Raw genomic sequence first — 24,552 nt, 5'->3', positions numbered from 1 at the left:
AAGGTAATTGGCATCTTAAAGTTAAACGGGCACAATATGCAAAAATTTATACTAAAAAATTATAATAAAATGCTTAATTTACCTATTCAACCTCGTTATATATTACCGCCTATTATTCTGCTGCTTTTTAGTACCATTTTTGCTGCATTTGATTTAAATAATTTACTTGAATTTAACCGAGAGCTAATTAATCAAGGCGAACTGTGGCGAATTTTTTCTAGCCAATTTGTTCATGCTAATTGGGCTCATTTGGGATTAAATGCCAGTGGTGTTTTATTAATTTGGTTACTGCATGGCGAATACACATCACCTACTCGTTACGCCGTTAATATAAGTGTGCTGGCACTGTGGTGTGGACTTGGCGTGTATTGGTTTTGCCCAAGCATACATATTTATACCGGATTAAGTGCTCTACTGCATGGCGTAATTATTTGGGGGGCAGTTAAAGATATAACTGTAGGGCTTAAGTCGGGTTATTTATTATTTATAGGCGTATGGGTTAAAATAGCGTTTGAGCAATTTAGCGGCCCTAATGCTGATATAGGAAAGCTTATTAACTCAACTGTAGCTATTGATGCACATTTAATTGGTGTTATTGGCGGGACTCTGCTTGCCATACCACTGATTATAGAACTCTTTAAAAAGAATTTTAAAAAGAAAAAATAAAGTTAGATTTTGTTCAATCCAATAAAAACGCCGCATTAGTTTAGTCAACCAATGCGGCGTTTTTGTTTTTACAATTTAAGCGTAAAAATTAAAGTGTTTCTTTAAATAACTTATAAATACGGCGGTATTCGTCTAACCAACTTGAAGGCTGTACAAAACCATGTGGTTCAACAGGAAATATAGCTGTTTCAAAGTTTTGTTTTTCAAGCTCTATTAAGCGCTGTACTAAACGTACTGAGTCTTGAAAAAACACATTATCGTCAACCATGGGGGCATTAATGAGTAAACGCTTGTTTAAACCCTCAGCGTAATAAATTGGCGAACTGCGCTCATACGCAATCGGGTCAACATCAGGATGGTTTAGTATATTAGCCGTGTAACCTGTGTTGTAATGCGCCCAATCGGTAACAGGGCGTAGTGCTGCACCTGATTGAAATAACTCAGGCGCAGTAAACAATGCCATAAAGGTCATAAAGCCGCCATAAGAGCCACCATAAGTACCGACTGCTTTGGTATCCACGTTGGCATTTTGCGCCATCCATTTAACGCCATCGGCTAAATCTTGTGTTTCAGGTGTGCCCATTTGACGATAAATCGCAGTACGCCAATCACGCCCGTAGCCTTTAGATGCGCGGTAATCCATATCCATTACTATATAACCTTCATCAGCGAGCAATGAATGAAACATAAATTCACGAAAATAAACCGAAAACCCCATATGTGAGTTTTGCAAGTAACCCGCGCCGTGGTTAAAAATAACCGCTTTGCGATTTTTACCTACTTCACCTTCAACGTAATCAGCTGGGTAGTATACTTTTGCGTATATAGGTTGTTCAGTATGGCTCGATGGCACGGCAACAATTTTAGGTGCAGTTAGTTTTTTAGCTAAAAACTCATCCGACACTGTGTGCGTTAAGCGCGTTGCTTTTGCGTTGGCTTGTGCGTCTGCTACATAAAGCTCATTAGGCATGGTAATAGTAGAGTGCTTAAGGAGTAACTTGGTTTCATCAGGGCTTAACGTGTAATCGGTCATGCCGTTTAAATCAGTAACTTGCTCACTCTTACCGGTTTGCGGGTTAACACGGTAAATTTCGTACAGGCCTGGGTGTTCAACATTCGCTTTGTAATAAATTGCGCTGTCGTCGCTGGTAAGCGTTAAGTTAGAAACCTCAAATTGGCCTTGTGTAAGCGCAGTTGCACTACCATTGACTGGCTTTTTATAAAGCTGGCTGTAACCAGATTCTTCTGAAAGGTAATAAAGCGTGTTTGAGTTATGTAACCAACCAAAGTCGTTAAATGCGTAAGCAATCCATGCATCGTCATGTAGGCGATGTTGCGACACAAGTTTGTTGTTTTTAAAATCGACAGACGCAAGCCAGCGATCTTTGTTGTCCCACGCTTCAAGCATGACAGCCACTTGTGAGCCGTCGTCGTTCCATACTATTGGGCTTTGCTCAAAACCCCAGTCCATAATAACGTTAATGCCACGAGGCGCCTTTTTAGACTTATATGTTTTACCATCACGTGCATAATTTTCTTTTTTAACTGCGGCTAAAACATCTTCATCAAAACCTGGTAAGGTATTAAAGCTAAGTGATGTTTGCTCTTTGTTAGTTAAATTGATGTAGACAAGCTGTGAGGTTTCTTCTTTAGCGTCAGCTACACGGCGGCGTGCTTTTTTAGGCTCAATAGTTGCATCATTAGTGATGTAATTTGGCATAATATCGCCATCTTCGCGCCAATCAGTTTTTTCTTTAACTACGACTAATAACGCATCACCATTTGGCGAAAGCTGTGCCTCTGCAACTTTATTACCGTTACCTAAGTAGTAAGCCGTGTTAACAATTGAATCATTTTGTTCATTAATTTGCTCATTGCGTGCTTGCTTATCTTTTTTATTTTTTTGTTGAAGCGCCACAAATTTAATCAGTTTATGCTGCTCTTTAGCAATATACGTGCTTGGCTCTTCAATCCCTTTAGGCTTATCAGCAAGTTTTAAGTTAGCAAGTTCATTGGTTAACCCTGTTTTTAAATCAACTTTAAAAAACACATTACCTTGGCGGTAAACTAAATCACCATTGTTTAAAAATTGTGGTTTAGACTCACTTGTTGATGTCGCTGTAATTTGTTTAAGTTCACCTGTTTTTAGGTTTTTAACAAATACATTGCCTTTAAACGTGTAGGTAGCCATTGTTTTATTTTTAGAATAAACAGCTTTATTTGAACCCACAGTATGAAGTTTATTAAGTGCTACCTGCTCTGCTGTTTGGCTGTTAACAGATTGGCTAAATAAATTGCGTAATGTATTACCTTGCTCTTTTTGAGCATAAATAATAGTAGCTGAATCGCTTGCCCAATAAGCGCTCTCTGGCTGATTCCCCATCCAATCGGGATCGGCCATTGCTTGTTCTAGCGTTATTTTTTGTGAGCCGATATCTGCTGGTATGTTTACAACCGCAGCAACCTTGGTTGCTGGTAAAACACTTTGCTGTGTTGAAGAGGTGTTAGCGGTAGCGCTACAACCTGCAAGCATGATACTTGAGGCAACGGCTAAGGCCACTAATGTTTTAGATGAAGAAAAATTAAAAATCATAGTGCTTCTATACGGTTATTATAATTAGGCCGTATTTAAGCAGAAGCACTCAAGTTATTGCAATTATTTAAGATAAATAGCCATTAAACAGGGTAAAGCTCAGTTTACTAATTGTAATAGACGTTATTCAATTACTAAATCAAGCCACACCAGTCGATGATCGCTTGATGCGTTTCTGTCTTTAATTAAACGGTATTCATTACTGGTTTTAGTTGGCCAAAATACCCCACCGTCCTTAATTTTTAAGCCATAGTTTGACGGTAAAACGTAATCAACACGGGCTTGCCAATTAGCACTGTAATTTTGTGCATAAGGCACATCATACTGCTCTTTAGCACCTTCACTTTTTGGAACAAAGTGAGCATTTATTAATGGGTTTTTAAGTAATTGGTCGGTGGTATTTGTACGGGCTTTATCGCCCTCTGGGGCTGCATTTAAATCACCTAAAATAACAAAACGAGAGCGAGCTTTTAAACCGCCTTTTTCGCCTTTATCGTCGTAAATATACTTAGCATTTGAAACGTAATCGGCTATTAACCTTACTTCATCGTGGTTACGCTTGCCGTTTCTGTCCTCTTCACCGTCAAATACAGGCGGTGTTGGGTGAGATGCAATAACATGAATGGTTTTATCGTTTACGCTAATAGGTAAATCCCAAAACGATTTAGAGCTTAGTCTAAGTGCTTGCCATTCTTGTGCGTTATACCAGTTTTCGCCTGTTTTAGGCATTACAGGCATTTGAGCATTTGGCATGTCTTTATATTTAAAAGTTTGAAGGGTTCTTACTTTATCAAAATCGATTGGGTATTTTGACAAAATAGCCATACCATAATGCCCTTCAAAAAAGCCAAAGCCTTGTGCATCGCCCATCACGCCATTTTTTTTGCCATCATTATCTAAATCAAACTCGGTGGCTAGGCCTGTATTTACTGGGGCTATATAAGAGTAAGGATAGTTAATAGCGGCTTGTTCTTGCTGACCTACATTTAAATAATGTTTATTAAAGTATTCAATGCCCTGCTCTTTTGGGATGTAATCAAATTCGTTAAGTAAAATAATATCAGGGCGAACACGCTGAATAATTTCCGCTATGTTCTTAATTTGCTGGTGGTTTGCTTTAAGTGAGTTAACTAAGGCATCACTTTTAACTTGCTCGCCTTTAGGTGTGTGATTAGTTGCATCCATACTTACATTAAAAGTAGCAACACGAAGAGAGTCTGATGCAAATGTATTTAAGCTAAATAATGCAGTAATGGCTAGCACGCCAGATATTGTTTTTAGTTTCATTGTTTTACTTCACAAATTTAAAATTAGACTTTAACAGTATTACATATTCAAAGCCCATTTTTATGACAAAAAAATACCGGCTTAAGCCGGTATTTATATAAAGGTATGATAACTATTCACTGAGTAGTAAATTGGCAGCTGCTTTTAAAATACCAGGGTACTCTTGTTCAGGTAGGTATTCTGAAAGTTCGCCAAGCTTATCGGCGAGTTCATTTATATTTGTAGCCGATACATTTATATGGCCCATTTTACGCCCTGGCTTTGCTGTTTTTCCGTACCAATGACTTGTAACATTCGCTATATGTAAAATTTCACTCGGTATACTTGATTGTCCTAATACATTAATCATTGCTGTAACGTGTTTAAGTTCTGTATTACCAAGCGGTAAACCTGCAACAGCACGCATGTGGTTTTCAAACTGGGAGCAATGGCAACCTTGTTGCGTCCAGTGGCCAGAGTTATGTACGCGCGGTGCAATTTCGTTAACGAGTAATGTGCCTTGTACATCAAAAAACTCTATAGCCAATACGCCAACGTAGTTAAGCTCGTTTGCTATTTTTGTAAATGCATTGTTTGCTTGAGCTTCAACATTTTGATTATTTTTACCGGCAATAGAGAGCGTCAATACACCATTGGTGTGCTCGTTTTCTGTTAGCGGATAAATAGCAACATTACCGTGTTTGTCGCGCGCACCAATAATAGATACTTCACGATCAAACGGGATCATTTTTTCAGCAATTATCGTATGTGGCGCAAGCTGCGTGCCTGATGCAATAAAATCAGCCATTTGTGACCAAATTTCATCTATTTGATCATCCGATTTTAAACGCCATTGGCCTTTTCCATCGTAACCCGCTTGGCATGTTTTAATTACAAGTGGCTTACCTAGGGTTTTAACGGCAAGTTCTAAATGCGCTTTTTCAGTAATTAATTGGTACGGCGCACAAGTTACGTTTGTTTTATCAAGCAATGCTTTTTCAAGCGAGCGATCGCCACCGGTTTTAATTGCAGCTTTACCTGGGTAAAACTTATTGCTGTTACAGCAAAGTGTTAGTACGTCATCAGGAATATGCTCAAACTCGGCAGTAATGGCATCAGCGTTTGATATAGCTTGCTCAAGCGACGTGCTATAAACATCGCCTGTTAGTGGGTGCTTAATTTGCTTGCTGCCTACATCGTACGCCACAACGTTTAAATTAAGCGGCGCGCCGGCAAGACTCATCATACGTGCAAGTTGCCCTGCACCTAATATTAAAATATTCATTATTACTCTGCAGGGTTTGGATTAGCTAATATAGTGTCGGTTTGCGCTTTACGAAACGCTTCAATTTTTGCAAAAATTTCTGGATTTTGACACCCTAAAATTTGTGCAGCTAATAACCCCGCGTTTGCTGCGCCCGGCTCACCAATTGCTAGCGTACCTACTGCAACGCCTTTAGGCATTTGGCAAATAGATAAAAGTGAATCAACACCATTTAATGCTTTTGATTTTACAGGCACGCCAAGTACAGGAAGCGACGTAAAAGCAGCTGCCATACCTGGTAAATGCGCAGCGCCGCCAGCGCCAGCAATAATAACTTTAATACCACGTTCTGCGGCTGAACTTGCGTAATCAGCAAGTAATTGAGGAGTGCGGTGTGCAGACACGACTTTGGTTTCGTACTTAATACCAAAATGCTCTAGCATAAGTGCTGCATGTTCCATGGTTGGCCAATCTGATTTAGAACCCATAATAATGCCAACAGTCATAAATACTCCTCAGTAATGTATTTTAAAAATAGCGGACTTATGTCCGGTTTTAGGCGAGTATTATACCCAAACCAAGTTTAATTGCGACTCACAAAAACAAAAAAAGCCATGTTTAAACATGGCTTTTTAGAGTTAACGGGTAAATAGCTAATTAAGCTTCTTTACTCGCTAGGTATTCTGCGTAGTTGCCTCTAAAGTCGATAACTTTACCGTCTTTAATTTCCCAAATACGGGTCGCAACCGATGATACAAACTGACGGTCGTGCGAGACAAACATCAATGTACCTTCATAAGCTTCAAGGGCTAAGTTAAGCGCTTCAATAGATTCCATATCCATGTGGTTGGTTGGCTCATCCATTAGCAATATGTTTGGTTTATGCATCATAATTTTACCAAACAACATGCGGCCTTGCTCACCACCTGAAATTACTTTAACTGATTTTTTAATATCGTTTTGAGAGAATAACATACGGCCTAAGAAGCTACGAACCACTTGCTCGTCGTCGCCTTCTTGTTGCCATTGCTCCATCCACTGAAACAAGTTCATGTCGGTTGCAAACTCATCAGCGTGATCTTGCGCGTAGTAACCAATATTCGCGTTTTCAGAAAACTTAAACTCACCAGCTTTAGGCGCTATGCGCCCTGCTAATGTATTAAGTAATGTTGTTTTACCAACACCATTTTCACCAATAATAGCAATGCGTTCGCCAACTTCTACTAAACCTTCAAGTCCAGAAAACAACGTATTGTCGTCAAAACCTTGTGTTAGGTTTGTCATTTCAAGCGCGTTTCTGAATAACTGCTTTTCTTGGTCGAAACGAATAAATGGCGTTTGACGTGAAGATGCTTTAACTTCGTCTAACTGAATTTTGTCGATACGTTTAGCACGCGATGTTGCTTGCTTAGCTTTAGATGCGTTAGCAGAGAAACGAGATACAAACTGTTGAAGTTCAGCAATTTGGTTTTTCTTTTTCGCGTTTTCGCTAAGTAGCTGCTCACGTGCTTGCGTTGCTGCAAACATGTATTCGTCGTAGTTACCTGAGTAAATCCGTAGCTCACCGTAGTCAATGTCGGCCATGTGAGTACACACAGAGTTTAAAAAGTGACGGTCATGCGAGATGATTATCATGGTACAGTCGCGTTGGTTTAACACGTCTTCTAACCACTTGATGGTGTAAATATCCAAGTTATTGGTAGGCTCATCAAGTAGCATTATATCTGGGTCTGAAAACAACACCTGTGCAAGTAGCACGCGAAGTTTAAAACCAGGTGCAATTTCTGACATAGGGCCAAAATGTTGGTCAGTGCCAATACCTACGCCTAATAGAAGCTCGCCTGCTTTAGATTCAGCAGAGTAACCATCCATTTCAGCAAACTCAGTTTCAAGATCGGCTACTTTCATACCGTCTTCTTCACTCATTTCTGGTAAAGAGTAAATACGGTCACGTTCTTGTTTTATTTTCCACAGCTCTTTGTGACCCATGATCACAGTATCAATTACTGAGTATTCTTCGTAGGCAAACTGGTCTTGGTTTAGTTTAGCAACACGTTCATTTGGATCAGTACTTACATTACCTGAAGACGCTTCGAGCTCACCACTTAGAATCTTCATAAATGTTGATTTACCACAACCATTTGCACCGATTAAACCGTAACGGTTACCATCGCCAAATTTTGCTGAGATATTTTCAAATAATGGTTTAGCACCAAATTGCATGGTGACATTAGCTGTACTAATAATAGCGCTACCCTCCAAAGGAGTAATGATGTATTTAAATTGCGCGCAGTTTAAACCAAAATGGCCTGTTTTTCTATGAAAGTTTAAAGGCAGACCACTACGTTTTAGCCATTTATTATGACTATCTAGTTGGTAGCTAAAATAACGGATTAGATTTAATGGTTTCGTTAATTTTTATGCAAATTAAAATCCAAAAATTATTTTTTATAAACAGGCATGAGGGGTTAGAAATAGGGATACAGATTAGAGTAAAAGCACTTTTAACGTGTTTGTGTGTTTACTTAACTCATTTTGCTGCAACCTATAAGAATAAAAAGTTATATTTATGAAAATAAAGCGATTTTAGAGCTTTTGCACTAGTTACTATTTTTTAACCAAGATGAAATTAATTCAAATTATAATTTTAACACACCACTTATTACCAATCCTTTTTCCCTACAAAACAACTAAAAAAACAAACCTCAGCAACACTTGAAAAACAAAATTAACCTTTAGTGAATATCTATTAAGTTTAACGCTTAATTTTAGTGAGTATTTTTCACTTTTGAGCTATTATTGCTTTGTTAACCTTTGAATCTGAATTTTTACCTACGTAAAAAACTGACCAATTTACACAGGGCAACACACAAGATGAGCAAAAAATTAGCAACACTTATTAGCGCAAGTATTGTAATCGCACCCGCTGTTTCGGCAGTAGAGTTATACAAAGATGATAAAAACACTGTTGAAGTAGGTGGATATCTTGATGTACGTGTAATTAATACACAAAACGAAACCGAAGTTGTTAACGGTACTTCGCGCATCAACTTTGGATTTACCCGAAAGCTTAAGAAAGACTGGACTGCCCTTGCACTCGTAGAATGGGGTGTAAACCCTGTCGGCAGCAGCGATATTATTTATAACAATCGTTTTGAGTCTATTCAGGACGAGTTTTTGTATAACCGTTTAGGTTACGCAGGCCTTTCGCACGAAAAGTACGGGCAACTAACTATTGGTAAACAATGGGGTGCATGGTACGACGTGGTTTACGGCACAAATAATAGCTTTGTATGGGATGGTAATGCGGCTGGTGTTTACACCTATAACAAAGACGATGGCGCTGTTAATGGCACTGGCCGTGGAGATAAATTAGTGCAGTACCGCAATCGCTATAACGATTTTAGTTTTGCAGTACAAGCGCAGCTTAAAAACAGCGAATTCTATACCTGTGACATAACCGACATTTCAGAAGAAGAATGTGAAGCGCTATGGAACTCTGGCGATAGTGCAGCCCAAGAAGTTGAATTTAATTACACATTTGGTGCGTCTGTAACTTATACCCCAACTGACATGCTAACACTTACAGCAGGTGTTAACCGTGGTGAGTTTGATTTAACGTTTGGCGATGGTTCTACTCGCAATGTTGAAGATTTAATTTATGGTGCAGGTATTATGTGGGGCAACATTAATAAGCCCGGCCTATACGTTGCTGCGAACGTAAATAAAAACAAAAATCACGACACAGATAACATTGGTCGCTTAATTAAAGACGCAATTGGTATAGAAACATTTGCATCTTACCGCTTTGATAACGATTTTCGCCCTTTTATTGCCTACAACATGTTTGATGCCGGTGATGATTACGTAATTCAGCCAAACTTTAACGCCGACCCAGACGATGTATTTAAGCGTCAGTTTGCTGTTATTGGCCTTCACTACTTAATTGATGAAGACACTATTGCCTACGTAGAAGCGCGTAAAGACTTTAGCGACTTTGAAAGCGATAACGACGATCAACAAGCACAAATGGAGCAGTCGGAAGATGACGGTATAGCATTTGGATTTAGATATAAGTTTTAAAAAAGACTACAACTTCCCTAAGCACAACCCTTTTAGCCCTTTTAACTTTTTTAACTGGGCTTTTTTTATTTTTCTATACTTTTTTGAATGCTTGGCTTAGCGTTTAAGACTATTTTAACAAATGCATTAACAGCCGCATTGGTATCTGCTTTTTTAACTTGTAATAGCACCAATCACGATGCCCCTATTTTTTACGTTTACCGTTTTGCTGCTCATTACAATGAGCGAGGAAAACTTTAATTAATCACTCATAGTTCACACTCGGCATTTATATTTTTAGTGGATGTAGTTATCGCAGGCTTTATTATTTTGACTACCTCTTTGATTACTTTTTTTTAATTTGACTCTATTGCTAAGTTTAGCATTATAACAATATTTAGTATGATGTGTTCTTTTGCTGTAAAGCCACCAGCCAATTTATGTTAAGTTGATTTAAGCGTAGAAACTATATTGAAATTGCAAAGTACTTACACTGCTTATTGCTGATCACAAATACGTAAGGCTGATTAAAAGCAGTAACAAATAGATGTGTATATGCTCATAGGTACTGACTGCATTCTAACTCAACAGTCATGTACTGTATATAAACACAGTTCGCGTATTTCCTGACAAAAATAATTTAAATTAGCTTAATTTTGTAAGTCGTTGATAATACCAAACTAAGTAAAGTACTATAAAGCTAATTAAGCATTCTAAATACACAGAACAGCGTTAACTGTATATGCATACAGTTAACGTTTTAAATCAATCTAACCTACTTTTTAATAAACGTACTATAACCAGCTAATGCCTTAGCTACACTAAGTGGTGGATTATCTGAGTGCTCAGCACCTTCATTTACAGCGCTTTGCCACACAAGGTTATTATTAGGGTTGGCTGTTAAAGCGGTCTCTAAATTATTAAACGCTTTTAACATTAACGGGTGCTCTGCCCCACCAACCGATAGATATAAATAAGTAGGCACCTTAACTTTGTTTGCTTGAGTAGTTAAAAATGCTTTTACATTATTAACTACGGTCATGTCGTCGTACCAAGCAGCTGGGCTAAATGCAAAGTAGCCATTAAACAGCTCAGGCTTTGTATGCAGTGTATAAAGTACAAAGCTACCACCTGCCGAAAAACCACTTAATACACGATTATTACTAAGCTTATATTTTGCTGATAAATAAGGGAGTAACTCAGTTTCAATAAACGCTAAAAATTTGTCGGCTTCGCCATTTGGTTCAATCAGTGTTTCGTGCTCTGGACGCGCTTGTGTATTTACATCTTGGCGGGCATAAGGAGGCACTAAATCGCGATTACGTGTATCCGTAAAAAACAAATTAGGAATAGACACCAATATAGCCTTATCCCCTTTTTCGCTCTTAGCTTGTTTTGTAAGTGCTTTGTCCCATGTATCTAAATTAAAGTTACCATCGGTTTTAATAATTAACGGATACGCTTTTTTTGGATTGTAATTAGCGGGCAATCTTATAAACACTTTGCGCGACTCATTAAGCACGCTTGAGTTAATTGTTACATCTGTATAGGCCGATACATAATGGTTGTAATAACGTATGGCTAAAATACCAATAGCAAAAATGACTACGGCTAAACTTAAATTAATAAAAGAGTGTTTTGTTATTTTTATTGTCATGCAGCATTCCTTTCAATGTTTAGGAGTTATTTAATCGAGCTTAACCCATTGTTTTATTTCCAGCGCGGTCATAATAAGCTCAACCGAAAACGCGGCTAAAATCATGCCCATCACTCGCGTTAAAATAGACGCGCCGCCAGTACCAATTAGCTTAATAATTTTACCCGAAAGCAGCAACAGTATTAAAGTAATACCCAACACACCAAGTGTAACAAGCGCTGTGCCTATTTGAGTAGTAATTGGGTGAATATGGTTGTCGGTAAGTAGTATTACCGCCAAAATAGCGCCAGGAGTCGCCGTTGCAGGTATAGCAAGCGGAAACACCGCAATATCGTGATCGGGGTCTTGTTTAGCTTTGTTAGAATCGTTTCCAAAAATCATTTGCAGGCCAAACAAAAATAATATAATTCCGCCCCCTAACTGAAACGACACCAACCTAATTCCCATCGCATTTAGTATTAGTTGTCCTATTAAAATAGAACCTAATAATACGCCCCCGGCATAAAGCACCGTTTTAAATGCAGTTTTACGACGTTGTTGATCAGTTAAATGAGAAGTAAGCGCAGCAAACAGCGCCATAGTGCCTATTGGGTCAATGGTCGCCCAAATTACAAGCGCATCTTGAGAGAGTTTTTCTAGCATATAAAATCCTTGTTAAGCGTAAATGTTTAATAAAACACGGGTAACAAATTCATTTGCTTACGCTTAACTATAATAGAAAGCCGCTATTTTTTGTATTTTATTTACTGAGCTTTAAGGATTGAGGATTGAGGATTGAAAAAAGGTAAGCACTTATAATTGCCGTCTTGAGTTAAAGTGATTTATGCCAAATAGAATTTTCTCTTAAACTAAAGCCCAGTTTCATAAGTAAATTATGGGAACGTGCATTATGTGCACTCACCTCAGCAGACAAATGTTTAAGCGGAATATGCTTAACTAGAGTTTCAATAAAACCGGTCACCACCTCAAACATTACGCCCTTATCCCAAAAGTCAGGATGCAGCTCAAATCCTATAAACGCACTACTTTTACACGGGGTTAAATTATAAAGCCCACAAGTACCCATTAACTTCCCTGATGTATTATGTTCAATTGCGACTCTAATCACTTCGCCTTCGTAGTAGGCACTAATATCATCTTGTATTAATTGTTTGATTTGTGTTTTGCTAAGCGGTGTTTCGTAGTCGTTAAATTCTGACACATGCGGGTGGTTTAAAATATTAAATAAACACGCAGCGTGTTTGTGGGTAATTAAACGCAGCGTAACGCGTTCAAGCTTTGTGGTATTAAACATTTTATTTAAGTGGTTAGTTAAATTAGCTCTTTATGGGCACGCATTATTAACTTACCATACCCCATTAACAAGCATTATCTTTAAAGCAAAAAGAGTGGATAACGTAATGAGTGACGATTTTAAAGTAATACAACCCACTACCACAGTATATTGCCCAAAGCGCGGCGAAGGCTGGACCTTAACAGGCATTACTAATATTAACGAGTTTACCTCAGTAATGTTTGACGGCACACGCTATACACTTCCAGCACGCGAAATAGTAGAAGAACTTCTCCCTAACCAATTAGCGCGTGAGCAAAATAGCTAACCAAACACATACACAGTAAAAAGGCTGCAATTTTGCAGCCGACTATCTAATTAACGAGTTAAAATGCATCGTCTTCGCTGTAAACATTAACGTTTAGTTCGTCATCATTTTCAAATACCACAAACGAAATAGGCTTACAGCACACTTGGCAGTCTTCTATGTATTGCTCATCAATATCTGCTGCATCAAGTAATACTTCTATACTTTCTCCACAATAAGGGCAGCTTATTGATGTTTCTGTTAACTGGTTCATTTATCACCTGCTAATTTATATCACGAATGTTGTCACTTTAATGAACACGTAAGCATAATTCAACACCCCATTAAATAACGCATACTTGGCTAACCCAATTAAACCGTGCTACTAACTTAAATAGTGATCTTACTACTAGTCTTATCCATATAACTTGTCAAAGCACGAAATAGTATTAGCACTTAGCGGGTCTAACTTCTTAAGTATTTAAACTCACACTTCAGGTGGATAATTTTATGAAAAAATCACTCGCATTAGCATTAACATCTGCCGTTATTTTGTTTAGTACATTTACTCATGCAGCTAAAACCGAAAAAGCCATTCTAGCTGGAGGTTGTTTTTGGTGTATGGAAAGTGATTTTGAAAAGCTAGAAGGCGTAACCGATGTAATATCGGGCTTTACTGGCGGTAAACTTAAAAACCCGACATACAATGGTAATCATAAAGGCCATTACGAGGCCGTAGAAATTACTTACGATCCGGCCATAGTAAGCTATCAAGGTATACTTGATCATTACTGGGTAAATATTGATCCTTTTGATGCAAGAGGCCAATTTTGCGATAAAGGCCCTAGTTACTTAAGCGCTATATTTGTACAAAACGACGAACAACGTAAATTAGCTGAAAAAACAAAAGCAGCTGTTGTAGACGAGTTTCCTAATCAAACTGTGGTTACACCTATACTAAACGCAAGTACCTTTTACCCTATTAAAGGTAGGGAAAGCTTTCATCAAGATTATTACAAAAACAACCCAATCCGATACAACACTTATCGTTGGCGTTGTGGTCGCGACAGCCGTCTAGAAGAAATTTGGGGCGACAGAGCAACTCACTAGTATTTATTAAGCAACTTAAATTACACCAACAAAAGGCTGCATATTGTGCAGCCTTTTACTTATCTACAAAACTAGCTTTCTCTGCTTCAAATGAGTATACAAACCTTCATTATCAATAAATAGTATATTCTGTTTCCCAAAGCAGGCTGTTTATCTACTAAATCAAATGCAATAAATTGCACTCCTAGATTGATATAAACCAAATTCAACAACTGGAGTGACACAAAATGTTTGCCAACCAATTACAGCTAGCGCGTGCTCTAGAATTACCAACACGACAAGCCATGCTTTACCGTGAACAATCAGTACAACACTTTTGGAATAGCAACACCGACCTAATTACAAACGCGTGGATCGAATGGGAAACAACATCAATAGATAGCTCAACGTTTACGCTTGACGACACACTACTTGATAAAAACCTACGTGAAGCAGTAAAACAAGCATGGGACGATCCATCAAAAGAGCTGGCCGTAAAAGCGTTATTACACGAAGTTGCGCCTGATGTGTTTCAATTTCAATTTTTTGATCCTGAGCGCCTAGCAGTATTACGCGGATATTTAGAACAAGTATGGAATTCGCAAATTCCTATGCGCCCGCCATACGGCATAGTGTTAAATCGCCGTGGTGCCATGCTTGATAGCCGATCAGAAGGTTATTTAGCAGCGCCAAGCTTTCAGGCATTTTATAACGAAATACTAAACACTTATATGCGCCCTATTTCGCGCTTATTGTTTCCTGAAATAATTGGCTACGATACACAATCATTTGGCTTTTCTATTTATTACGACCCAAGTACAGATGCGTCAATTCGCCCACATACCGACGCATCAGCTGTAACGCTTAACATTAACTTAAATTTACCAAGTGAAGAGTTTACAGGGTCAGAAGTTGACTTTTATCACCCGTACACAGGTGACATTAAATCACTTACGTTTAAGCCAGGTACTGCCATGTTACATCGTGGCAATATTGCACACGCAGCTAAACCTATTACCAGTGGTGAGCGAACTAACTTTGTATTGTGGCTGTATGGAGAGCACGGTCGATTACCAGCACAAGGGGCTCCACGGATTCCTATTGATACTAAACAGCGCTGGATTAACCCTAAAAAAACTAACGACGGCTATGCACCGTTTTAATTGAGTTTTTAACTAAGTTTTTAACTAAATAAAAGGCCGCTTAATTTAAGCAGCCTTTTTGTTAATATCGTTTTAGTTTACGTTTAAAATTTATACGTTGCAGATAGCCTTACACTTCTGGGGGTGCCCGGTTGAACCCACGCATCAGCAAATGAGTTAGTGTAATAGGTTTCATCAAACAGGTTATCTACCTCTGCACGCAAGCCAATTGCTTTGGTTACATCAACATCTATAAATGTACGTGCTGTTAAATAGCTTGGTAGCTCAAAATCGGTACCAAAAAAGCCGTTTCGAGAGTCTACATAAACTAAACCTGCGCCAAACTTAATTGCTTTGCCATATAACTCGGCTGATTTAACAAGCTGTAAACTGAGTTGATGCTTAGGAATATTTAATAAAGAACTACCCGCTTCAACGGTATAGCCAAAGTTAGCATCAAAAAATGAGTTTTCAATAGTTGCATCAACATACGCATACGATAGCCATAGGCTTACATCATCCGTTAGCTCACCGTTTATATCAATTTCTATGCCTTTGCTTTGTGCTTCGCCGATTGCAGCAAAAGTAAATGCAGTAGGATCGTCAACCACCAGCATGTTGTCTTGTTCCACTTTAAACATCGCAATGGTGCCAAATAAAGCGCCATCGTTTAAAGTAAATTTAACCCCCAACTCTGTTGAAGTAGATTGATTTGGTTCAAACCCATCGCCATTTGTATCAGTGCCCGATAAAGGCCTAAAGTTTTCGCCATAAGCAGCATAAACAGATACAAACTCGCTCGCCTCATACACAACACCCAACTGGGGGCTAACACGTGACTCATTTTGTTTTGATTGCGTATCAGCTAAACGATTATTAAGTGTTTGTTCGTAATCATCAAAACGTACACCAACGCGAATATCAAGCTTATCGGTTAGGCTTATTTGGTCTTGTATAAATACACCTAACGACTCTTGAACTTCTAACTTATCGGTATTGGCCGTCGGCGTAGGTAACTCATACGCCCCATATACAGGATTAAAAACATTTATATACTGATCGCCACGAACACGAAGAACAAATTGATCATTTTCGAACTTATCAGAATCAACACCTACTATTAAGCGGTGTTCTAATCCTGCAACCTCTAAATTACCCGTCACTTCTGCTCTAAACACCTGATATTTTGCATCGTAATCACGGTAACGTCTAAAGCGATTTACCTCTGCATCAACTACACCCGCAAAACCGGTTTCGGTAGCAAACCCTTCAAGCGACGTATCACGGTAGTTAGCGCCCAGTAATACGCTCCAATTATCATTAAAGTCATGAATAAACTCCAATTGATGACCCAGTACGTCAGCCTCTATTGGACCATCACCTGGCTCACCTAAAAAGCGACTTTCAGGAATAAGCCCAAGCTCGCCATCTATTGCTAATACGCCTCTATCAAAAGGAACTTCTTGGTCGCTGTATTCAAGCTCATATATTAATTGGCTGTTGTCATTAATGTTCCATGTAATTGAAGGGCTAAAGCCCTTTTTTGTTGTTTCTATCGTATCTCGAAAACTTTTGGCATCTTCATAAAAACCAACCAGCCTAATTGCTACGTCGTCATTAAGGGGGGTTGTGTAATCTACATCAGCGCGGTAGGTATCAAAGCTTCCTACGCTTAGCTTTAGCTCGCCGCTCGTATCAAACGTTGGGCGTTTAGTTACTAAGTTTACCGTACCGCCAGGTTCACCACGGCCAAATAAAGCAGCACGTGGACCTTTTAACACCTCAACCGATTCAATACCCGACAAATCACGTGAGCCACCAAAGCCACGCCCGGCATTAAACCCATTAACAAGGTAGTTACTTGGTAAGTTTTCATCGCCGACAAAGCCACGTAGCGCAAAGCTATTCCAAAGTCCGCCAAAGTTATTTTGACGCGCTACCGACGCCGATAAATCAAGCGCTTGATTTAAATTTATCGCACCCGCGTTTTCAAGTGCTTCTAAATCTATTTTTAATTCTGACTGCGGCGTTTCTAAAGGGCTAAAATTTCCTTGATAAGCTTGGCGTGTTCCAGTAACAGCAAACCTTTCAATAACACTCATATTTACACTATCAACTTGCTCACTTTTATCAGCTGCTATTACCTGACTGCTAAATAAACTCACTAAACATGTGCTTAAATAAGTAAGTTTCAGCCCTTTTTTATTTGTATTCATTATAAACCTTGTTAATTAGTTGACTCATAAATTTTATTTTAACTGAACGCCTATGACCTCAGGCTCATCCTTTTCATTCAGTATTGTTTTACTAAAACTAGGCATGTTGTTAAGCGCAGCTTTAGTGGGCTCACCTTTAATAAATAACCAAGGGTAGTAAAATTCCCTTAGGCATTTATGAAACCCTCGTATTTGATGCTCGTATCTAAATGCCGCTATTGCATCTGTTTTGGCTTTTCGCGTTAAGCTGCGTTGTAACAATAATGCAGGCGAAAACCACGATACCATTCCAGCTAACTGATACTTTTTGCGTGCTGCATCGCGGTACGCATGCGAAAGTTCAGCCGCTTTTTCATCCCCTACTTGTTGAAAGGCGTAATACCATTTCCACTCAAACTCGCTTTGCATATCAACATGATCTTTCCACTGTGGATTTGACGCTACAAAAGCATCCATTGTAATTTGTTTTGGTAAGTCCCATGCATCGTTAACCGCCTCTCGCTGGGTAAGTACAATTTCGCCACCTTTAGGTGAATGCACTATTTTGTTAATCGCTAAATCACCTAAAATAGGAATAATAAAAGCAACTAGCACCCATATACCTATTAAAGCGGAGGCAACACGCGGCGCACTACTTGCTTGCTTGCCCATCCAAATACAAAGTGCAGCCCAAAAAACTAGATAGGCAACACACATAGTTGTTATCAATAAAACATCATAAATTGAACTACCAGCTACATAAGCGCCACCATAGAATGGCAACATTAAACACACGAGTAATAAAATAAACCTCACCAATATGCGTGCGCCCCATAAAGCAAAGTAAGAGCTCGACGTTGTGACTAATAAATCGTAACGACCACTGGTACGTTCGTTGGCAAATAAATCATGGAACAGCAAAATCACTATCAGCGGTGCCAAAGCACTTAACACAAACGCAAAATCAATTTTACCTGCTTGGGCAAGCTCAGGGTTTTGCGCATCGCTTTCGTAAATTTGTCCCTCCAGAGCGAGTAAGTTTACGCGGTGTTTCCATGGGTAAATATCGCGTTCACCCAAAGCAGCAAACGCTAAATTTGAAGGCGCTGAATACGTTAAATGAAAAGTATAATAAGCCAACATACCTGCATCAGTTTGCTGCGTTTGCACATTTAATCGTTCGGTTAGATCAGCTGATTTTAAACGTTCAATAGTTTCGCGTTGCTGACTTACTTCACTCAACCCACTGATAACGGCAAAGGCAGACACAGCAAATGTACAAAGTAAAAGCACCACTAAATATTTTTGACGAAGTAAAAAGCCAAATTCTCGCTTGAGGTGTAAAAATAAATAGCTCATAACAAACGTTTCCCTACAAACTTAATACCGCCGGCCAACACTGCAATCCACAGTAATAGCTGTAAAAATGCAGATGTACTTCGATGGGCTCGCACCAACGCACTATCGCTATGAAAGGTAAAGTTTTGCAGTATTTTCCAATTATCAGCGCTAACACGTGCTTTTTTAGTGGCTGCGGCATCAGCATTGCGGTTCATGTCGTCTTGGTAATCAAGTTCTTCAATATGAACTTTGTTAAGCCCTTGCACAAAATCAAAACGTAGCTGCTCGGTTTCGCGTAAAAAGCGATGATGCGTTTCTATACTTGTACCAACCACAATCATAGAGAGCGAGCGAATCGCTACCATTGGTGAAACCCAACCAAAATAACGCGATACCTGCGTTTGCTTAAGCTCAGCTTGCATACGTTGCTGGGCAAATTGATTAAGTACTTCAGTTTGCTTAGCCTCTGATTCGCTTGCCACTAACCCTCTAAAGTTTACCGGCAGCTCGTCAATGCTATTTACGTTGTACTTTTTAAGAAGTGATTGTTTAAATTGCTCAAAGGCAGGGTCGTTAGTGTTATGGCCATCGCCTAGCTTTCTAAGATCGGCTTTTACAGCAAAATCTGTTTCTATTTTACCGGCAGATGGCACAACTATAGCTGCTGTCGTACTCGCTACGCGTGGCATAACAATACACAGTAAAATCCATACAAAGGCAAGTGCGGTAAAACTTCCACTGTTTTTACTAAACACACTAGAGGCCAGTAAAATAAGTAATACCCACACAGTTAAATATAAAGCGTAGCCAACAACAAAACTTACAACTGCCAGTAAGCTTTCATCTGTACCAAGTGTGAATAAAGCCGATACCGTAAGCGGAGTCAAAATTAAACCCACAACAGAAAGTAGCGCTAATCCTTTACCTGCAATTAGCGTTACACCCGATGTACCTTGCGATAACAAATACGAAAGCGTTTGCGATTCGCGCTCTCGGCTAATACCGCTGTAACCAATTAAAATCAGTAATAACGGCGCTAATGTTTGCACTATAAAGGCAGGCGTTAAACTGCCTAATTTAGTTAATGCAGTCCCTTGGCGACTATCTGCAAACATTGCGCTATTTTGTCTGTGCCCTTCTAAAAATATAGAGTTGCCTGTGTAAGCGTCAATACCGGGGTCGAGCGTACTAAGCGGCGCAGGCGTTCTAAACGCATAATGCCCGTAATGCACCATTCGGTGAGGATGTCGGTCGGGTTGATCAACAAAGCTTTTATCGCTTGTTGTTTGCAGTTCGTGCCTAGTATGGCTTAATTCCAGCATGGTAATGGCCGTTACAACTACCGAAGAAAGTGTAAGGATCAAACCAATAGCAAGCACAGTGACTGCCAATTTAGAGCGTAGCCAATAACGCCATTCATCCTTGGCTATTAGCACTACTTTTGAAACGTTGTTTATACTCATTAATTGCCTCGGCTCTTATAATCACCAAAGGCAGCATGAACTTGTTCGGTATTAATACGCCCATTCTCAGGGGCATTAAATTCTCCTACCAGCTCGCCATTTTTTAATAAACCAATGCGATTAGCAACTTGGCAAGCACCATAAACATCATGCGTTACCATTAAAATAGTCGCACCAGTTAATGCAAGTTCACGTACAAGTTGATTAAATTCATCAATAGCAACTGGATCAAGGCCTGAGGTTGGCTCATCAAGTAAAAAAATCGGTGCTTCACGCAGTATCGCAAGTGCAATCGCTGTTTTTTGTCTCATGCCTTTTGAATAAGTTTGCATGTTGCGATCCCACGCATCTTGCTGCAATGCAACACGATTAAAAGCCGCGTTAATTTGCTCATCTGATTTTTTAATATCAGCGAGTGATAAAAAATATTCAACATTTTCACGAGCAGTTAAATGGGGATATAACGTAGCCGACTCTGGCAAATACGCGGTTTTACCTCGTACAAAATCAAGCGCTTTACTCACCTCTTTACCCACGACTTTTACAGAGCCTTTATTGGGCTTATTAAAACCCAATAACGTTTTTAAGGTGCTAGATTTACCCGCACCATTTCCTCCTAGTAGCGCATAAACCTCACCTGCCGCCACGCTGAAGCTTAAGTTTTTTAAAATGATGTTGTTTTTAATGCTAAAATTTAACGAGTCTACTTCAATAACTGCTTCGTTTTTAGTGGCTTGGGTCGTATTTGATGCTTTATTACGTGTTTGTTCCACACGCTGAGGTTCTATTGGTGATCTTTGATTAATTGCTGTTGATGTTGTCACATTCAAACTCTATTAAGGGGAAATTAGAATACCGTGAATGTTATACTATATCAAACACCAATTGCAACACTATAACATATTAATAGCTAACAATAGATACATCGTGCTGGGTTTCATTAACGAAAAGTTGTTCTATCCAAAATTACCATTTAGTGGAACAACTAAGCACAATAAAGAATAAGAATTGTAAAAAGCAGCAACTAATCAAAGTGATAAAACATATTTAAAGACCAATCTATAAAGAATAGTGAACAATAAACTTTTCAATTGTTAGAATGCCCACCTATTTTATTATCAAGAGATACAATGGCAAATTTCAATACTCATCTTAATACTGCCGTAATCATCACAGGCTTATGCTCTGCCACCTTATTATCTGCAGGCCATATTGATTTAAAGGGCGCACTCTGGTTATGGTTTTTAGGCTCAATTGGCGGCTTATTACCCGACATAGATTCAGATAACTCCACGTCACTCGATACTATTTTTAACTTATTTGCACTGAGCGCTGTATTACTGGTACTGCATTACATAACTACCGAGCTCATTATTGAAATTAGCTTTATCGAGTTAATTGTAGTGCCGTTATTGGTTTACGGATTTATGAAATACATTATTAGACCCATTTTTGAATGGATCACAGTACACAGAGGTAGTTGCCACTCTTTACTATTTATACTGTTATGCGCGCTAATAACGACTCAAGTAACATGGAAACTGAATGACCAATCAACCACACAAGCAGCCGTCTTTGCCTGGTTAACGGGTGGGTTTATTTTACTCGGCGGATTAATTCATTTATTACTGGATGAAATTTACAGTGTGGATTTAAGTAATGTCACAATTAAGCGCTCCTTTGGCACCGCTTTAAAAATAGCTGACTTCGATAATAAACTAATTACGCTAGCTTCAATTATTGCCATTGTAGGTTTGATCTATGTTGCCCCTCCCACAGAACAAACTATTACAGCGTTAAGTGACTGGTCTCATTTTACGTTTTTATCTTAACGCCATAAGTAATAAGCCGTTTAACCACATACTCAAAATGTGTGCCCTCTTGGTAATCAAATGTTGATTTACTAAGAGGGCATGAGGCACTGCGCTTTTAGAGTCATGCATGGCTAAACCAAAGCGGCTTTGCAAAGTTAGGTTTAATTAAAAGCAATAGCCTGAGCCTGTTTGTTATTAATTAATACTTTTATAGGTTTAAGTGAAATAATTTACTCGCTTTACCTGTCTTATACCTACAACGATAAACGCTATTTAATACAAATACTAAGCAGTTTGATACATTCAAATCCGCAACAACTGTTGAAAGCGTCAAATATAAAATCAAAAGAGGTCCATAATGGAATTTACACATAAACGCACCACCCTAATTGCAGCATCGTTATTGTTGGTATTGGCGATATCACAAGGTATTTACTCAGCCCTTTACAGTGCTGAAATTAGTTTTTCAAGGCAGGTGGCTTGGGGGCTAGAAGCACTGGTATTTACTTTACTTGTTGCCTTTGCAGGCGCAGCTATGGTGCAAGCAAAAAACGCACAACTAGGCTGGTCGGCTATCGCGTTTAGTGCAGTCCTTAACATAGTACAGGTAAGCGTTGGACTTACTTTGTTTTCTACATTTGGAAAAGTTGCGGGCACAGTAGAAGGCGCACAACCTTTAATTGGTGGCGTGGTGTCTCTATCATTCATGATTTACTACGCAGCCAAGGTACTATTAGGGTTAGCAGCACTTGTTTTTGGCCTGTCTTTTATCGCTAAAGGCGGCAAAGCAATTGGTAGTATTACAGCCCTTGCAGGCGCAATTGCAATGCTTGCCAATGGTATTTTAATTACCTTTGGCCGTGATGGATTTCTACCATCAGGTGTTGCTGGCGCTTCAGGCATGATTGCAACGTTACTTTTAGCAATCTGTTTAATAAGCCTTTACCGCAAAAAAGACTAAGGCTTAATAGCTTACAAATAATGTGCTCATTTAAATAAGTTATAAACATCGGCGTGTATTAGATTGCTAATCCGCCGATGTTTTACGTTTAAAGCATTCGCCTAGCGTATCTCAAGCTAATGCGCTCTTTCGTAAACAAAGATTAATTCACAAAGAGGATATGAGGCGCTGCGCTTTTAGAGGGTATAAATTGCTTAAATCAAAACGCTTTTGCTAATTTAATTTTGATGTGTGAAGTCAAAGTTTGGCCCCGTCTATCTATTCTTTCAATACCGTTTATTAGTTATTAATAACCTCTACATGCTAAATCGTATGTAGGTAAGTCGGTTATCTCTCTGTGTTTACCACTTTCTGTTCGAATTCGTGCATCATAATTTACCCATAATAAATTTGAATCATTTTTATCAACAATGATGCTATTTATCCTAAAGCTATGCACTGTATTCACATACTTATCAGTTGTTTTATTATATGGGGCTAGATTCTTCTCTACGCATTGTTCTGCTAAGGATTCCTTACTTGGAATAAATAAATAAATAATAGCCGACTACCCCACCGAACAGAGCAAAGCAAGCCCAAACAGAGATTTGAAACTTTGATATATCTGTATCTAATTTTTCAGAAGCCCATTCATCATCATTTTTGGCTAAACTATCGTTCAGAATTTCCAAGCCACGGCTGAATATGACATCATGATTTGTTTTAGCGGAATACAGTAGAGAGGTTTCACTAACCTAAACTAGACAGCCACTTTAATTGAACAAACAAAACAATGCCAAAAAATTCGCTCTTCAGGTTAAGAATTTATCTTTTATAACTGGGTCACTTTATTTCATCCGTTAAATAAGTCATTAGCCCTATTAAACCTAAATTACACGCATGAAAATAACTGCATAATGCAGTTGTGATTTATTACTGAATAGTTTTACTGAGTAGCTTAAGCTTTATGCAAGTAGCTTTTCGCAATTGCTAATATTTGATCGCCGTTTACGCTTTAAATTTTCACAGTAACTTGCTTGTGAGGCTGGTCTGCCTACTGCACCATGAAATACGCGCGTAAATTGGGTTGTAAGCTTTAACCAGTTTTCTGGGGAGATATTAAGCCTTTCTAACAAAGGTAGGTTCATATTATCAATATACCCGCGTTTATCCTCTCGTATTATCCGCCCTGTTAGCTCAACAAGTTCAAGGTACGATTTAAGCTCAAACGGCAGCCCTTTGGGCATAATCTGACGAGACATACCTGCAAAACGTAGTAACTGTTTAGGCTGTTTACCCTCTGCCGCGCATGTTAAGCGCTTTTGTACACTGGTATGGTCTGACTCTTCGGGCGTATCAGCCATTTTCGCTCTAATAGGGTTTAAATCGACATACGCCATACAAGCAGCAAGTGCTGCTTCATCTAATAATGCTTGGGACATAAATCGCCCTTCCCAGAACCTACCTGTGCAGTTATCTT

20 protein-coding genes and 1 pseudogene are annotated in these 24,552 nt (G+C 38.9%); 7 read left to right on the top strand and 14 right to left on the bottom strand.

The genetic code is table 11. From position 1 onward, the window contains the following. Window positions 1–36 precede the first annotated feature (36 nt). The gene (gene rrtA / locus DC53_RS10880) at window positions 37–666 is read left to right on the top strand and encodes a rhombosortase (protein ID WP_081824558.1); all 630 of its coding nucleotides are present in this window, start codon (window positions 37–39) and stop codon (window positions 664–666) included. Between the two features lie 88 nt (window positions 667–754). On the opposite strand, the gene DC53_RS10885 is transcribed toward rrtA, so the two are convergent. The 5 genes from DC53_RS10885 to DC53_RS10905 form a co-directional block, all read right to left on the bottom strand. Next, window positions 755–3,259: a S9 family peptidase gene (locus DC53_RS10885; RefSeq protein ID WP_033029588.1), complete on the bottom strand. Its 2,505-nt coding sequence runs from the start codon at window positions 3,257–3,259 to the stop codon at window positions 755–757. A gap of 123 nt (window positions 3,260–3,382) precedes the next feature. Further along, on the bottom strand, window positions 3,383–4,546 hold the full coding sequence (locus tag DC53_RS10890; protein WP_008135168.1) for an endonuclease/exonuclease/phosphatase family protein: 1,164 nt from the start codon (window positions 4,544–4,546) through the stop codon (window positions 3,383–3,385). Window positions 4,547–4,658: 112 nt separating this feature from the next. Beyond that, the gene (locus DC53_RS10895; RefSeq protein WP_007377167.1) at window positions 4,659–5,810 is read right to left on the bottom strand and encodes a 5-(carboxyamino)imidazole ribonucleotide synthase; all 1,152 of its coding nucleotides are present in this window, start codon (window positions 5,808–5,810) and stop codon (window positions 4,659–4,661) included. Between the two features lie 2 nt (window positions 5,811–5,812). Further along, complete coding sequence (gene purE, locus DC53_RS10900) at window positions 5,813–6,295, bottom strand: 5-(carboxyamino)imidazole ribonucleotide mutase (RefSeq protein WP_002962540.1); 483 nt, start codon at window positions 6,293–6,295, stop codon at window positions 5,813–5,815. A 151-nt stretch (window positions 6,296–6,446) separates the two neighbouring features. Next, window positions 6,447–8,036: an ABC-F family ATPase gene (locus DC53_RS10905; RefSeq protein ID WP_081824560.1), complete on the bottom strand. Its 1,590-nt coding sequence runs from the start codon at window positions 8,034–8,036 to the stop codon at window positions 6,447–6,449. Window positions 8,037–8,663: 627 nt separating this feature from the next. Between DC53_RS10905 and DC53_RS10910 the strand changes: the two genes are divergently transcribed. After that, window positions 8,664–9,872 (top strand): porin, encoded by a 1,209-nt coding sequence (locus DC53_RS10910; protein WP_033029583.1) that lies wholly within the window; start codon window positions 8,664–8,666, stop codon window positions 9,870–9,872. A 754-nt stretch (window positions 9,873–10,626) separates the two neighbouring features. Here DC53_RS10910 and DC53_RS10915 read toward each other — a convergent pair. From DC53_RS10915 to DC53_RS10925, 3 genes are all read right to left on the bottom strand, one after another. Continuing rightward, window positions 10,627–11,508, bottom strand: coding sequence for an alpha/beta hydrolase (locus DC53_RS10915; protein ID WP_033029581.1), 882 nt, complete (start codon window positions 11,506–11,508; stop codon window positions 10,627–10,629). A 30-nt stretch (window positions 11,509–11,538) separates the two neighbouring features. After that, window positions 11,539–12,150 (bottom strand): MarC family protein, encoded by a 612-nt coding sequence (locus DC53_RS10920; RefSeq protein WP_033029579.1) that lies wholly within the window; start codon window positions 12,148–12,150, stop codon window positions 11,539–11,541. Between the two features lie 169 nt (window positions 12,151–12,319). Further along, complete coding sequence (locus DC53_RS10925) at window positions 12,320–12,802, bottom strand: GNAT family N-acetyltransferase (RefSeq protein ID WP_033029577.1); 483 nt, start codon at window positions 12,800–12,802, stop codon at window positions 12,320–12,322. A 106-nt stretch (window positions 12,803–12,908) separates the two neighbouring features. Between DC53_RS10925 and DC53_RS10930 the strand changes: the two genes are divergently transcribed. Beyond that, window positions 12,909–13,109: a hypothetical protein gene (locus DC53_RS10930; protein WP_002962626.1), complete on the top strand. Its 201-nt coding sequence runs from the start codon at window positions 12,909–12,911 to the stop codon at window positions 13,107–13,109. A gap of 58 nt (window positions 13,110–13,167) precedes the next feature. On the opposite strand, the gene DC53_RS10935 is transcribed toward DC53_RS10930, so the two are convergent. Further along, complete coding sequence (locus DC53_RS10935; RefSeq protein WP_002962627.1) at window positions 13,168–13,362, bottom strand: CPXCG motif-containing cysteine-rich protein; 195 nt, start codon at window positions 13,360–13,362, stop codon at window positions 13,168–13,170. Between the two features lie 236 nt (window positions 13,363–13,598). On the opposite strand from DC53_RS10935, the gene msrA reads away from it, so the two are divergent. Beyond that, the gene (gene msrA / locus DC53_RS10940) at window positions 13,599–14,198 is read left to right on the top strand and encodes a peptide-methionine (S)-S-oxide reductase MsrA (protein ID WP_033029575.1); all 600 of its coding nucleotides are present in this window, start codon (window positions 13,599–13,601) and stop codon (window positions 14,196–14,198) included. Between the two features lie 227 nt (window positions 14,199–14,425). Continuing rightward, window positions 14,426–15,340: a 2OG-Fe(II) oxygenase family protein gene (locus tag DC53_RS10945; RefSeq protein ID WP_033029573.1), complete on the top strand. Its 915-nt coding sequence runs from the start codon at window positions 14,426–14,428 to the stop codon at window positions 15,338–15,340. An 83-nt stretch (window positions 15,341–15,423) separates the two neighbouring features. Here the strand turns inward: DC53_RS10945 and DC53_RS10950 are convergent, their stop codons facing one another. The 4 genes from DC53_RS10950 to DC53_RS10960 are packed head-to-tail and all read right to left on the bottom strand — an operon-like array spanning window position 15,424 to window position 21,091. After that, entirely contained in the window at window positions 15,424–17,535 is a 2,112-nt protein-coding gene (locus DC53_RS10950) for a TonB-dependent siderophore receptor (protein ID WP_033029570.1), read from the bottom strand. Window positions 17,536–17,568: 33 nt separating this feature from the next. Then, on the bottom strand, window positions 17,569–18,873 hold the full coding sequence (locus tag DC53_RS0120525; protein ID WP_007377180.1) for a DUF3526 domain-containing protein: 1,305 nt from the start codon (window positions 18,871–18,873) through the stop codon (window positions 17,569–17,571). Beyond that, window positions 18,870–20,318: an ABC transporter permease gene (locus DC53_RS10955; RefSeq protein WP_033029568.1), complete on the bottom strand. Its 1,449-nt coding sequence runs from the start codon at window positions 20,316–20,318 to the stop codon at window positions 18,870–18,872. The genes DC53_RS0120525 and DC53_RS10955 overlap by 4 nt, the downstream gene beginning before the upstream one ends. Beyond that, window positions 20,318–21,091, bottom strand: a complete 774-nt coding sequence (locus DC53_RS10960; protein ID WP_045984402.1) for an ABC transporter ATP-binding protein — start codon at window positions 21,089–21,091, stop codon at window positions 20,318–20,320. The genes DC53_RS10955 and DC53_RS10960 overlap by 1 nt, the downstream gene beginning before the upstream one ends. A gap of 357 nt (window positions 21,092–21,448) precedes the next feature. Between DC53_RS10960 and DC53_RS10965 the strand changes: the two genes are divergently transcribed. Then, the gene (locus DC53_RS10965) at window positions 21,449–22,150 is read left to right on the top strand and encodes a metal-dependent hydrolase (RefSeq protein ID WP_033029566.1); all 702 of its coding nucleotides are present in this window, start codon (window positions 21,449–21,451) and stop codon (window positions 22,148–22,150) included. A 340-nt stretch (window positions 22,151–22,490) separates the two neighbouring features. After that, window positions 22,491–23,093, top strand: a complete 603-nt coding sequence (locus DC53_RS10970) for a hypothetical protein (RefSeq protein ID WP_033029564.1) — start codon at window positions 22,491–22,493, stop codon at window positions 23,091–23,093. Window positions 23,094–24,037: 944 nt separating this feature from the next. Here DC53_RS10970 and DC53_RS10975 read toward each other — a convergent pair. Beyond that, window positions 24,038–24,552: pseudogene (locus DC53_RS10975) on the bottom strand (transposase); the annotation flags it as partial.

The sequence above is a fragment of the Pseudoalteromonas fuliginea genome (assembly GCF_000690055.1).
Taxonomy (GTDB): Bacteria; Pseudomonadota; Gammaproteobacteria; order Enterobacterales; family Alteromonadaceae; genus Pseudoalteromonas; species Pseudoalteromonas fuliginea.
Note: the sequence above shows the minus strand (reverse complement) of the source record. Positions and strands in the feature narration are given on the sequence as shown.

Coding starts and splice junctions, on each gene's coding strand:
- rrtA (WP_081824558.1), top strand. CDS start 37: ATGCAAAAATTTATACTAAAAAATTATAATAAAATGCTTAATTTACCT.
- DC53_RS10885 (WP_033029588.1), bottom strand. CDS start 3,259: ATGATTTTTAATTTTTCTTCATCTAAAACATTAGTGGCCTTAGCCGTT.
- DC53_RS10890 (WP_008135168.1), bottom strand. CDS start 4,546: ATGAAACTAAAAACAATATCTGGCGTGCTAGCCATTACTGCATTATTT.
- DC53_RS10895 (WP_007377167.1), bottom strand. CDS start 5,810: ATGAATATTTTAATATTAGGTGCAGGGCAACTTGCACGTATGATGAGT.
- purE (WP_002962540.1), bottom strand. CDS start 6,295: ATGACTGTTGGCATTATTATGGGTTCTAAATCAGATTGGCCAACCATG.
- DC53_RS10910 (WP_033029583.1), top strand. CDS start 8,664: ATGAGCAAAAAATTAGCAACACTTATTAGCGCAAGTATTGTAATCGCA.
- DC53_RS10915 (WP_033029581.1), bottom strand. CDS start 11,508: ATGACAATAAAAATAACAAAACACTCTTTTATTAATTTAAGTTTAGCC.
- DC53_RS10920 (WP_033029579.1), bottom strand. CDS start 12,150: ATGCTAGAAAAACTCTCTCAAGATGCGCTTGTAATTTGGGCGACCATT.
- DC53_RS10925 (WP_033029577.1), bottom strand. CDS start 12,802: ATGTTTAATACCACAAAGCTTGAACGCGTTACGCTGCGTTTAATTACC.
- DC53_RS10930 (WP_002962626.1), top strand. CDS start 12,909: ATGAGTGACGATTTTAAAGTAATACAACCCACTACCACAGTATATTGC.
- DC53_RS10935 (WP_002962627.1), bottom strand. CDS start 13,362: ATGAACCAGTTAACAGAAACATCAATAAGCTGCCCTTATTGTGGAGAA.
- msrA (WP_033029575.1), top strand. CDS start 13,599: ATGAAAAAATCACTCGCATTAGCATTAACATCTGCCGTTATTTTGTTT.
- DC53_RS10945 (WP_033029573.1), top strand. CDS start 14,426: ATGTTTGCCAACCAATTACAGCTAGCGCGTGCTCTAGAATTACCAACA.
- DC53_RS10950 (WP_033029570.1), bottom strand. CDS start 17,535: ATGAATACAAATAAAAAAGGGCTGAAACTTACTTATTTAAGCACATGT.
- DC53_RS0120525 (WP_007377180.1), bottom strand. CDS start 18,873: ATGAGCTATTTATTTTTACACCTCAAGCGAGAATTTGGCTTTTTACTT.
- DC53_RS10955 (WP_033029568.1), bottom strand. CDS start 20,318: ATGAGTATAAACAACGTTTCAAAAGTAGTGCTAATAGCCAAGGATGAA.
- DC53_RS10965 (WP_033029566.1), top strand. CDS start 21,449: ATGGCAAATTTCAATACTCATCTTAATACTGCCGTAATCATCACAGGC.
- DC53_RS10970 (WP_033029564.1), top strand. CDS start 22,491: ATGGAATTTACACATAAACGCACCACCCTAATTGCAGCATCGTTATTG.